An 11,996-nucleotide genomic window follows, 5' to 3' on the forward strand; every position below is an offset into this window, starting at 1 on the left:
CAGTTAAGATAATTTTTAAGCATCATTAAATTCTCGGATTAATGATACCAGACGCTACAAGTACACAGATTACTTTCTCTACTTCAAATTTTAATTGTGTCATGGACTATATCTGATACCAATACTACTTCGACTATTAGCCTTGAAAACACACTTTACCCTTACACATGTTGGAGTACTCCTACTCCTGTTTCTCTCCCTTGCATCACGCGTTTCTGCCCAGCCAGCTTCCAACGAGGGGACTGATTTCTGGATCGCCTATACGGCACATCAGTTCGGGACAGAGTCGAAGATGCTGCTCTACATTTCTTCTCCCCATTCTACAACGGGTACGGTCACTATACCGGGGCAGAATTACAGTTCCGACTTCACTGTGGCTCCTAATGAGGTTACCATTGTCACCATCCCGCCCGATGCCTACCTGGGTACTTCAGAAGTGGTGGAGAACCGGGGCATACAGGTTGTAACAAAGGACCCGGTGGTGGTGCATGCGCACATCTTCGGAAAAGGAATTGCCTATGATATGCCGGAGCAAATCGGCGGCTCTACCCTGGTGCTGCCCACCAGCACGCTGGGCCGCGAGTATGTGGTGATTACCCGCGGCTTTGAAGGACTATTAGGCGGCATGGCCGGCTACCGGCCTAAAACCGGCTTTACCGTAGTGGCCGCAGAAGACAACACTACCATTCAGATCACGCCAAGCCAGCTTACGATCGGGAACCAGCCGAAGGGAGTGCCCTTTGAAGTGACCCTGATGCGGGGACAAGCCTACCAGGTGCAGTCGCGCCAGGATTTGACCGGCTCCAGGGTAGAATCCATCAGCGCAAATGGAGAAGATTGCAAGCGTATCGCTGTGTTTTCAGGGAGCGACATTTCCAGGATAGGCTGCCCGTATGCTTCTACAGGCGATAACCTGTATGCGCAGCTCTACCCGGTCAGTGCCTGGGGGAAGACCTACATGACGGCCCCGATCAAATCGCGGTTGGGAGACCTGTTCCGGATCATGCCTGCCGAAGACAACACGAAGGTTTCCATCAACGGCGGTGCTCCCATCACCCTGAATGCCGGTGAGTACCACGAATACTTTTCCGGGCACCCCTATTACATCACGGCCGATAAGCCCATCACGGTAGCGCTTTACATCCGCACCAACGACTGTGACTGGAGCGGTTATGACGGGGATCCGGAGATGATCATTTTCCCGGCCCTGGAGCAGACCATTTCAGAAGTGACCGTTTATTCCACGCCCAATAACACCATCACCAAGCATTACCTGGATGTGGTGATACCTAAAGAAGGGGTGGAAAGCTTCCGCCTGGATGGGAAACCGATCACTTTCATACCAGCCGAAAACAATCCGGACTATGCCTATGCCGTGCTGGATGTAACAGAAGGAAGCCATCATCTGAAAGCAGACGTCGGTTTTTTAGCCATGGCCTACGGGTTCGGACAGTATGAGTCGTATGGGTACATTGCCGGGAGCAGTATGAAGAACATGGCCCAGCACATGACCCTGGACAAGTACGCGTATTGTGACGGGGAACCAGTTACTTTCAGCGGTTTTACCGGATATGAGCCCCTGAGCTGGCATTGGGACTTTGGGGATGGGACCACGTCCACATTGCCCAAACCAACTTATACTTATGACAAACCCGGCACCTATACTGTTACCCTGACCACGCTGCGGGATAACCAGGAAGACTGTAATTCACTGGATGTATCGGTGGCTACGGTTACGGTCTATGCTTACCCTGAGGCTGCATTTGCCGCTACCCAGGAGTGTATGAGCCAGGCCATCCTTTTTGAAGATAAGACAACAGCTGCAAATGAAAACTCCCTGCCAACCGAATGGCTATGGGACTTTGGCGATGGCACTACCAGTACAGAACAGCATCCACGCAAAACCTATACTGAGGCAAAAGAATATCAGGTTACCTTGCAAGTGAAGAACAGAGGCGGGTGCCTGAATGAAGTCAAACGTAAAGTGGTGGTGGCTCCGGCCCCTGTCCTGGATTTTATAGTTGCCGGCAACTGCGAAAACAACCGCATTTCCTTTACCGATAAATCTACCGCTACCACCGATGCGATCACCGGCTGGCACTGGGACTTTGGCGACAACACAACCAGCACGCTGCAACACCCGGAGCACACGTTTTCGACACCCAACACCTACCAGGTTACGCTCACGCTGACCTTTGCTACTGGCTGCCAGACAGCCATCACAAAGCCAGTGGTGATCAACCCAAAACCAGTTGTAGCCATGGAATTGCCGGATGTGTGCATCCTGGATGAAGCGCAGTTTGTCAACAAGTCCACCATTGCCTCTGGTACCATGACCTACCTGTGGGAGTTTGGCGACGGGAAAACATCTACGGAAGTAAACCCGCGTCATCGCTACACCGCCGAAAAAGAATACACCGTGCGCCTGACTGCCACTTCCGACAAAGGCTGCTCAGAAACAATTGAAGTAAAGTATGTGGTAAGTGGGGCCTACCCGAAAGCTGATTTCTCGGCGGCGCAGTTCTGCCAGCAGCAAGGGGTGCAGTTTACTGATGCCTCTACTGTGCCTTTTGGCCGCATCGTGCGCTGGGAATGGGATTTTGGCGATGGTACCACCAGCTCGGAGCAACACCCAAAGCATACCTATGAAAGAGCGGCCACGTACCAGGTCACGCTGAAAGCTTATTCGGGTATTATCTGTGAAAGCATCGTGACCAAAACCATTACTGTTAACCCGGAGCCCGTAGCGGAGTTCCAGGCCGGTAATGTATGTGACGGGGAAGCCATTGTATTCAAGAATACCTCAACGGTAGCAAGCGGCCGCATCGTGGGCCATCACTGGAATTTTGGGGATGGCGAGGGCACTTCCACTTCAGCTAACCCGCAGTATACTTACGCTGCGTCAGGCACCTACCCGGTCACGCTTACCGTCACCACTGACAAGGGCTGCCAGCACAGCAGTACGGAGCTCGTAACGGTGTATGCCAAACCAACGGCTGCTTTCTCGCCGGTACAGGCCTGTATTTCGGATGAAGTGAACTTCCGGGATGAAAGTACGATTCCCGTCGGCCAGATAGAATCCTGGTTCTGGAGCTTTGGGGATGGCAAGACAAGCACTGACCAGCACCCGCGCTACCGCTACAGCCAGGCTAAAAGCTATAAAGTAAAGCTACAGGTTACTACTACCGACGGGTGCAAAGATGTGATAGAGAAAACTATAGTTATACAACCCCTGCCAGTGGCCCAGGCCGGCCCAGACCAGCTGCCCGTCTGTGGTACTACCAGCACTACACTTGCTGCCAACACGCCGGCAACCGGCACCGGCACCTGGTCGATCCTGAACGGAACGGGCGGGCAGTTCTCGGATATGCATAACCCGCGCGCTACGTTCAGTGGCCGGATGGGGGAGACCTACAAGCTGCTCTGGACGGTGCGCAACAGCCCCTGCACCGAAGCCTGGGATGAAGTCGAGCTGCGCTTTGGCCCGGTGCCTGTAGTGGATGCCGGACCGGACCTGCAGATCATCGAAGGCGAATCTATTACCCTGCAGGGAAGTGGCGAAGGAACCTTGCTGTGGTCATCGGCTGCTACGCTGGACAATGCCAGCCTGGCCCGCCCGCTGGCTTTCCCGACCGAAACTATCACCTATATGCTGACGGCCACCTCGGCAGAAGGCTGCCAGAGCACCGACCAGGTAACCGTGCAGGTACTCAAAAAGCTGAAGATCCCGAACGGCATCTCTCCTAATGGCGATGGCATCAACGATGTCTGGCTGATCGAAGGCATAGAGGATTATCCGGCTGTCCGCATAGAAATCTTTAACCGCTGGGGTGCTAAAGTGCACGAATGGCAGGGGCCCGGCACGCCCTGGGACGGAACCCGCAACGGCTCCCCGCTGCCCGATGGCGCCTATTACTACGTGATCGATACTAAAAAAGGAAGAAAAGCCTTTACCGGCGCTATTACCATCCTGCGATGAAAACAAGCAAACTACTTTCGCTGCTCCTTTTTCTGTTTTGCTATAGTTGGACCACTGTAAGTGCGCAGCAACTCAGCCATTTTAGCCAGTACATGCTGAATGGTTACCTTATCAATCCCGCTCTTGCCGGATCAGAGAACTATGGCGAACTGAAGACCGGTTACCGCAGCCAGTGGAGCGGGGTGGAGGGTGCCCCGGAATCCTTTTACCTGACTGCCCACACGCCTCTGGGCAAGATGAACCGCAGCAATACGCCTACGTCTTTCCCATACCGCGAGCGCACCGGCAGCAAATCGCTGCGCCAGAACTATAGAACAAAAGATGTACTCCATGCCTTGCCGCACCATGGGGCGGGGCTGGCTATAGTTCGGGACAAGGCCGGCGTACTGCAGCGTACCGATGTGGGCCTGAGTTATGCCTACCACCTGCCGGTATCCCGCTCGCTGAAACTATCGGCTGGCATGACGGCAGGCTTTGCGCTTTACCAGGTGGATGAAGCGGCCCTGGAACTGACCAACCCGAATGACCCGGCTTTTTTAGGCAGCTACTATAACCAGGCAAAACCAACTATAGCCGCCGGCATGCTGCTTTACTCGGAGCGGTTTTATGCAGGCTTCGCCAGCGCCCAGCTGTTACAGGACGAGCTCTCGCGCCACTTCTGGGACAAGGGAACTACGGAGAACGACGCCCGCTCGCGGGCACACCATTCCCTGATGGGAGGCTACAAGGTCTATCTGTCGCCAAAAGTATCGCTACTTCCTTCGGTGCTGGTAAAGTATGCCAGTCCGGCACCACTTACCGCCGATGTGAACGTAAAGCTGCTGCTTGATGATAAACTATGGCTGGGTGGCTCGTACCGCGAACAGGAATCGTTTGTGGCCCTGGCAGGCATCAATATTAAAAACCTGGTGCAGGTAGGCTATGCGTACGATGTGGCCGCAACCGGCATGAGCCGCTATGGACGGGGCAGCCACGAAGTAGTGATCGGCCTGTTCCTGCACAACCGCGACAGGGTCTTCAGCCCGTCGGATTTCTGGTAAAAAGTAAGCCTAGGATTTGTTTAGTATGTTTCAAAGCCTTATTATTTAGCAGAATAGGATCTGTGGGAGGAGCGGGGTTCGTGCGTGTCCTCGGCTGGACTTCACTCCGGCAAAAGCAAGGCTATACAAACTCGCTCTCGCTCGGCCTTGCTTTTGCCTTCGCTTGCCGGCCTGAGGTACTCCTCACGCCTGTTACCGTTTCGTTTTTGAAGTTCATTGATTCCCTGCGGCGGCTGAACCGTAGCGGCTTCGCGCTAGAATCTTACCCCAACCCCCAGCATCAACCGGGGGCTTTTTGTTTATAGTTGGTGATTTTCCTCTAATTCGAATTTTTAAAAGTGCAAAAATCAGTTGAACGCTTATGGCTTACTGGATTTGAGACATTTGCTTTAGTATTCCTATCAGGTCCCTACTTTCAATTGTAAAATTTTTCTATAAAAACCTTTATCCGATAGTGCATCAACCAATAAAAAATATCTGGTCTAGGATAGATAAATAAAGGTGTAGTGGCGTGCTAGGGCGGGCACGAGCAAGATGTATTTTTGTATACAAAAATGGTCCTACCCGCCTGGTCAGGACCGCTGAATCCTGCCTCGGAACTCGGCGCTTTTTCTTTTTCATGACCACACTTCACCAGGACCCTATTTCCCTTTCATTATCAGATACGCACATTTACACGCTGTTAGTAATATGAATCAATCCTGCCTGGATACATTCATAAAATACAATCTTGGGGTCTGCTGAAGCTTGGCAATAGTGGGTCAAAAGCAACAAGATGGGGATAAGCAAGCCTGTTCTAAAGTGCTTATTATTGGAAGATACAGCAACGCAAAAGTGCGGGGTCATTTATTCTGCTGCAAAGGTAGCCCTGGGACCGGACACGGGTACGCTCTCGCCAAGGTAGTCCAAACAAAATGGGTATCCCTGAAGGGAGCCCTCCGCATTTTCTTTGGCTCCACCTTTCCCTTAGTCCGGTCCCAGGGCAGGTGGGGCACCATAATCAATTCCTTTCACTAAAAAACTACGATTATGGAAAAGGCAGCCAAAAGATCAGCAACGACAAAAGCAGCACCACTTAGCAAAGCGGCCGAAGTAAAACTTACCTACCGATCCAAAGTAAAACCATCCGACAGACCTCAGGTGACCAGCTCTGCTGACAGCTACCGCATCCTGAAAGAAACCTGGGACACAGGCAGGCTAGAGTTTGTCGAGCAGTTCAAGGTACTCTTGCTGAACAGGGCCAACCGGGCGCTGGGTATCTACGAACTCTCCACCGGCGGAGTAGCTGGCACCGTAGCGGATCCCAAGCTGGTCTTTGTAGCTGCCTTGAAAGCCTGTGCTTCAGCTATTGTTCTGTGTCACAACCATCCATCGGGCAATACCAAACCAAGCGCAGCAGACCTGGCATTAACAAAGAAGATGAAGCAGGCCGGGGAGGTACTCGACATCGCCGTGCTGGACCACCTCATCCTCACCAGCGAAAGCTATTATTCACTGGCAGATGAAGGGCTTTTATAGCCCTTCTTTTTGTTCATTCTTTAGGAACTGGGAAGGCGGAGTGGCTGAAGCTTTCAAAACTTATTAGATATCTTTTATTAAGATTCATATCTTCTCCATAATTTGTTAAGGCCCACAAGTTTCCATCCTGCAACCTATCAAGACTGATACATCCCACGACACTCTTCAAAAATGTTCAGCATCTCTTGTCTTAATGCTTCCGGCGCTAAGACCTTTACATTTTTTCCAAAGCTTAAGATCGTTGCAATTAGCTCGTAATTGATCACAACTCTTAGCTTGATCCTCAGTTCGTGGTCGTCATCAATTAGCGTCTCCTGTGACTGGTGCAGATGCTGGGTCTTTACATAATGGCCGTCATGAGGAGTAAAGGACAAGACGATTTGTTCCACCTTGCCATCTTCCAGTGAGATTCCAATGGTATTTTTGAAATACAGCTCCGGTTCAAATCCTTCGGAATGGATGTACACTTCTCCTTCAGCGGGACGAAGACTGTGGATTCGGTCCAGGGCAAACTTTCGAAGATTATTGGTCTCGTGTTGCAGGCCGACCAGATACCATCTGTTCCGATACTCTTTGAGCAGGTAAGGGCTTACAGTTCTTTCCTTGGGAAGCGTATCATCAAACTTTAAGTAAGAGAGTAGAATAGGTGACTTGTTCCTGGTCGCAGCTATCAGGGGATCAAGGAACTCTTTTCCCTTGGCATAGGGAGCCCTTTCAAAATCAATAAATTTCAACCCTTTTGCCGGCCTTTCAAAGCTGATTTGTTGCACAAGGTTGATCACCTTGTCCACGGTTGCGGCAAATTCATTGAAGACGGCTATATGCTTGTACTGGCTTAACGTATCAACGGCTGCAGCCAGAGCCTGCAGCTCTACCTCGTTTAGTGGAAAGTTTCCTATAGAGTAATTAGGATCCGTGTAGTAGTAGCCATTCTCCTTTTTTGAATACGCGATGGGGGCATTGTAATTCAACTGCGAGCAGTGACGCATCTGGTATAGGTCGTAATCCAGGCTTCTTTCGCTTATATCGATGTCCTTTGTTTCGCTGATCCGTTGAATCAGTTCAGCTTTGGACCAATACTTTTTAGTCTTACTTCTTAGGCACTCGTCAATTACCCGCATGCGCACGAGAGCATGTTTATTCTGCGGCATAAAAATTTATTTTACAGCAATTTACAAATTTATTGATGAACGCAAATAGATTGCGTCCATCTTTCCTATATTTGATAAAAAAGATATTCTATGGCAAATTATCCAAAGTTTCAGGTGTTTAAGAGCACCTACAACAATCAATATTACTTTAGGCTCCGCGCTGTTAATACAGAAATCATCCTGAGTGGTGAAGGTTATTTAACAAAACAGGCATGCCTGAACGGCATAGGCTCTGTTAAGGCCAATGCCCCTTATGATTTCCGCTACGTGAGGAGGGACGGAGTTACCAATTTTACATTCAACCTGAAAGCAGCTAATGGCGAGATAATAGGTAGGAGTGAGAACTATACGACAAGGGCTGCACGTGAGAATGGCATTGCTGCAGTAAAAAGGGATGCACCGGCGGCACCTGTTGAAGATCTTTCTTAATTCCTTTTAGAAGTGAGCAAATAAGATTTAGACGAAAGCTTGGAATGAATCAGCACGTTCGTTCAAATGCTTACTTCCAGCAGTTTCTAGTGGTACGGCTCCTATGTATAGAGTGGATTTAATTTCATCTGCCACACCGTCAGTGACATGTTAAAGGTGAAATGTCCGGAGTTTCTGCTAATCTGTCAGGAATGAAGATTTAGAAAAGGTTAAAATTAATATATAGAGATAAATTTGGATTTGGTCCGGCTTTTGTTGGCGCTAACCAAATAAAAAAAACCAGCTTATCTATGGGACATAGACAGCCGGTTCTACTGGGGCCAGCATTTACCAGATGCTGGGGAAATCAAACATGCTTGTTTGGGAACGCAAAAGTAATGAAAAAGTTACTACCTGCAATACCCAACTCTTCTACGGCCTGGCCAGCTATCCCACCCGGCTACTAATAATCACAATCAGGTTGTGGTGAGCCAAATTCACCACAGGTCAATTGTCTGTACCTCCTTTAAACCAGACATGGAATAAGTTTATGCACATGGTAATATAAGAGGAACGCATTTTAAGATCTGGTTGGTGCCTTTGCCCAGGTGGCAGGTGGTGCCAACAAATAGTGCAAGGACAGAGGAGATCCGAAAGGGAGGAACTATACTTGGTTCAGGCCTACCTACTTCTGCTCGTGTCCTTTTCTTGCCTGATTCTTTAGCAACGCATGCATTGCAGCGATGCCAGGGGCTCCTTTGCCCATAGGTTCGGCATGCGCCAAGCAGGGCTGTTTGATATTTGGTACTTCAATTTATCTAAAACCCATTAGTATATGGCTACTAATAGACCGGCCGGGGACGGCCACAGAAATGGCGCTGTAAGAAAGCGCTCCCAGACTTTCAACCCACAGACAGAGCGCTGGGTAAAGCGGGACACGGAGACTGGTCGCTTCATGGACCAGAAATCCGATGGCAAACCTTTCAAGGGGGTGCGCAAAGAAAGGTAAGGTGAGCGGGGTCAGATACAATTTTTATGGTGTTTGACCCTGCACTTTACAAAGAATAAACACGGTCTTTCCTGTCGAAATGCGATTTATGGGAAGGACTACATTTTCAACTTTTAGACATAGTAACATGAAAAGAATTCTATCTATTGATGGCGGCGGCATACGCGGTATTATCCCAGGCCAGGTGCTGGTGGCACTTGAGGAAAAACTGCAGCACCGGTCTGGTAATTCGGATGCCCGCTTAGCCGATTATTTTGACTTTTTTGCCGGTACCAGTACCGGTGGAATCCTGACCTGCATCAGTTTATGTCCTTCCGAGCTAGATCCGACAAAGGCCCGTTTTTCTGCCCAGGAGGCAGTAGACCTTTATGTGCATTATGGAAAGGACATCTTCGATGTCACGCTGTGGCAGCAGCTCCAGTCGGGCTTTGGGACGTTTGACGAAAAATACAATGCTTCTGCTCTTGAAGAATTACTTGAGCGCTATTTCGGGGAATTAAGGCTAAGCCAGCTTTTAAAGCCATGCCTGATTCCTGCTTATGATACGGAGAGGAGAGCAGCCCACTTCTTTGCCCAGCACGATAGTAATAAGCTCGGCGCTGGCGCAGACTTTCTTGTGCGCGATGTCTGCCGTGCCACTTCTGCGGCGCCGACTTATTTTGAAACGGCCATGGTGCGTTCCTGCAGCGGAGTACCTTACTCCCTGGTGGATGGTGGCGTTTTTGCCAACAACCCGGCTTTATGTGCTTATTCCGAAGTGCGAAACGCAATGGGTAATCCAAGCGCCAAGGATATGTTCCTTGTATCCCTTGGTACCGGCAGTATGCATACGCCATACGATTATACGGAAGCAAAGGATTGGGGAGCGATCGGGTGGATCCGTCCGGTAATCGATATCATGATGGCAGGTGCTTCGGAAACGACGGATTACCACCTTTCCAAAATGTTCTCTGCGGGGGGCAATGAAGCAAACTACGTTAGGATTCAGCCTGCCTGGATGGGGAATGCCAGTCTGGACATGGATAATGCCACTGCCGCTAACATCCAGGCTCTGGTGGAAGTAGGGGTTGAAACTGCACAGAACTGTGCTGCTGAACTGGACCGTATTGTGGACGTGTTGCTGGCAGGTACTGATCCGGTGGAATATGAAGTTTTACAGCAAACCACAGCAGCAGGATGAAAAGGAAGCAGGTTTTTCTATTCAGTATGGCACTAAGCATGCTGCTGCTGACAAGCTGTGTGTCTGTTCCCAGAGCCACGGTCACGTTAAGTGGAGAGCTTTCGCAGATGATCGTTCATTCCCGGCAGTCGCACCTGCAGTTGCTTGATCAATACACTGCTATGCGGAAGGCTGAAGTGGACCGGTTCCTGGAGGAAGAGTACATTCCCGCTTTTACAGGCAGGTTTGTGCGGGAGTCGGGTGTGCTTCATAATATTCAGGCAGCAAACACTGATGAAGCGAAAGGGGCTGAGATCCTTGAGTTTGCAGTGGCGGCACTGCCCGTGATTTACCAGGAGCGGGCCGTGATGATGCAGGCAGTGGATGAGATGGACAAGCTGATCCGTACCAGTATTGAAGCGCATTACCAACAGATGCTACAGACCAACCAGGCGCTCACGGCATACCTGGGTTCCGCCGCAGATGTGGTTCAGACAAGGGAAGAGCTGCAGCGGCAGCTCCGTGTCAATGTTGATACCCTAATTCCACTCGATAAAATGAACAAGGTGATGGAGAAGATGCTGCAGGCGGGAGCGAAAGCAGAAGATATACCTGTCCTGTTGGAAGACTTTAAAGAAAAATTAAACGAAGTAAAAGATGGCAAAACCAAATAAATATGCAGCTGCGGCACTGCGTGCCAAGCTGCAAACGGATGAAGAGTATCGGGAGGTTATTTCTAAACTAACCCAGGTACCAGTAGCACAAATAGAGGCATTGTTTCCTAAGGAAGCTGACCAGCAGAAGGTGCGGGAGCTAATGACTTTGGTGAATTCGGCCACAAGCCGCAATGAACAAATCCTAAAACTAAAGCAGAATGCTGAAAAATTCGGCGCTCTGACAATCAGACTGCTGGCACTGCTGTAGTAGTATAAAAGCAATAGCCTGCATATTCTTTCAGGCTATTGCTTTTTCTATGGTTAACTTCGTGGCTTGTGATGATTTTTCAGAACTCGTGATGTTAAATCTTTTTTCCTCTGCTACGCTTGTGAACTGGTTTTGCTTGAATTTCTTTGATATCACTCAGGTCGCGGGCCCTACCAACAGCCTCCTTATTTTTAATAAAATCACGCAGGCCAATGTAGGCCACCTGTAGTCCATCCAGGTTGACCAGTTCTTTGCTTTGGTAGGCATCCTTAAAGCTGACGCCATCAATGGTGTTAAGAATATCAATGCGAAGCGGAGGATAGCCGATCTGGGTGACATACCCTTCCTTTAGGAAATCATCTTTTTCAAAGCCAAGGGAAGCCAAGCCAAATTCCCCGAGCACTTGTAGCATGCGGCTTGCATTTTCTTCTGAGACGTCTATCCAGATGTCCAGGTCACCGGTGTGGCGTGGCCTGCCATGAAAGGCAAGGGCATAACCGCCCACCACCATGTACTCCACTCCATGCTCGTTAAGTGTTCGGATAAATTCTTCGAAATCCTTAGCTAAGACCATTTGAAAGTTTTCTTTTGGAAACAGCGGTTTTATCAAGCCGCTGACCTGGCTTCAGGTATTGGGATACGATGAAGGTAAGCGCTTCTATCCGCTCTTTGGGGGAGCGGCTAAGCCAGTAGCGCAGGTCCTCCTGCTCGTCTATTTCCTTCATCGGGCCCTTTCGGACAACAGCCTGTATGCGCATAAGGACAATGTATATTTGTTTAGGGCATGAACAATACTGCCCTATACAAA

General features: G+C 49.8%; 11 protein-coding genes. 8 read left to right on the forward strand and 3 right to left on the reverse strand.

Going from position 1 to position 11,996, the window contains the following annotated elements; all coding sequences use genetic code 11:
• The first annotated feature begins 142 nt into the window (after positions 1-142).
• From H7F15_RS19590 to H7F15_RS02965, 3 genes are all read left to right on the forward strand, one after another.
• Positions 143-3,979, forward strand: coding sequence for a PKD domain-containing protein (locus tag H7F15_RS19590; protein ID WP_185195477.1), 3,837 nt, complete (start codon positions 143-145; stop codon positions 3,977-3,979).
• Positions 3,976-5,019 carry a type IX secretion system membrane protein PorP/SprF gene (locus H7F15_RS02960; protein ID WP_185195478.1) on the forward strand — a complete coding sequence of 348 codons (1,044 nt, stop codon included), beginning with the start codon at positions 3,976-3,978 and terminating at the stop codon, positions 5,017-5,019. Before H7F15_RS19590 ends, H7F15_RS02960 begins: the two co-directional genes overlap by 4 nt.
• A 1,029-nt stretch (positions 5,020-6,048) precedes the next feature.
• The gene (locus H7F15_RS02965; RefSeq protein WP_185195479.1) at positions 6,049-6,537 is read left to right on the forward strand and encodes a RadC family protein; all 489 of its coding nucleotides are present in this window, start codon (positions 6,049-6,051) and stop codon (positions 6,535-6,537) included.
• A gap of 137 nt (positions 6,538-6,674) precedes the next feature.
• Here H7F15_RS02965 and H7F15_RS02970 read toward each other — a convergent pair whose 3' ends face one another.
• Positions 6,675-7,688, reverse strand: a complete 1,014-nt coding sequence (locus H7F15_RS02970; protein ID WP_185195480.1) for a YafY family protein — start codon at positions 7,686-7,688, stop codon at positions 6,675-6,677.
• A 90-nt stretch (positions 7,689-7,778) separates the two neighbouring features.
• Here H7F15_RS02970 and H7F15_RS02975 point away from each other — a divergent pair, with 90 nt between their 5' ends.
• From H7F15_RS02975 to H7F15_RS02995, 5 genes are all read left to right on the forward strand, one after another.
• The gene (locus H7F15_RS02975; protein ID WP_185195481.1) at positions 7,779-8,117 is read left to right on the forward strand and encodes a YegP family protein; all 339 of its coding nucleotides are present in this window, start codon (positions 7,779-7,781) and stop codon (positions 8,115-8,117) included.
• 814 nt (positions 8,118-8,931) lie between these two features.
• Positions 8,932-9,105 (forward strand): hypothetical protein, encoded by a 174-nt coding sequence (locus tag H7F15_RS02980; RefSeq protein WP_185195482.1) that lies wholly within the window; start codon positions 8,932-8,934, stop codon positions 9,103-9,105.
• A 127-nt stretch (positions 9,106-9,232) separates the two neighbouring features.
• Positions 9,233-10,285, forward strand: a complete 1,053-nt coding sequence (locus H7F15_RS02985; protein ID WP_185195483.1) for a patatin-like phospholipase family protein — start codon at positions 9,233-9,235, stop codon at positions 10,283-10,285.
• A complete protein-coding gene (locus H7F15_RS02990) occupies positions 10,282-10,938 on the forward strand; it encodes a hypothetical protein (protein WP_185195484.1) in 657 nt (218 codons plus the stop codon). Before H7F15_RS02985 ends, H7F15_RS02990 begins: the two co-directional genes overlap by 4 nt.
• Complete coding sequence (locus H7F15_RS02995; RefSeq protein ID WP_185195485.1) at positions 10,922-11,188, forward strand: hypothetical protein; 267 nt, start codon at positions 10,922-10,924, stop codon at positions 11,186-11,188. The genes H7F15_RS02990 and H7F15_RS02995 overlap by 17 nt, the downstream gene beginning before the upstream one ends.
• A gap of 94 nt (positions 11,189-11,282) precedes the next feature.
• Here the strand turns inward: H7F15_RS02995 and H7F15_RS03000 are convergent, their stop codons facing one another.
• Positions 11,283-11,762 carry a nucleotidyltransferase gene (locus tag H7F15_RS03000; RefSeq protein WP_185195486.1) on the reverse strand — a complete coding sequence of 160 codons (480 nt, stop codon included), beginning with the start codon at positions 11,760-11,762 and terminating at the stop codon, positions 11,283-11,285.
• Positions 11,749-11,946: a hypothetical protein gene (locus H7F15_RS03005; protein WP_185195487.1), complete on the reverse strand. Its 198-nt coding sequence runs from the start codon at positions 11,944-11,946 to the stop codon at positions 11,749-11,751. Before H7F15_RS03005 ends, H7F15_RS03000 begins: the two co-directional genes overlap by 14 nt.
• Positions 11,947-11,996 lie beyond the last annotated feature (50 nt).

Source organism: Pontibacter sp. Tf4 (genome assembly GCF_014212495.1).
Taxonomy (GTDB): domain Bacteria; phylum Bacteroidota; class Bacteroidia; order Cytophagales; family Hymenobacteraceae; genus Pontibacter.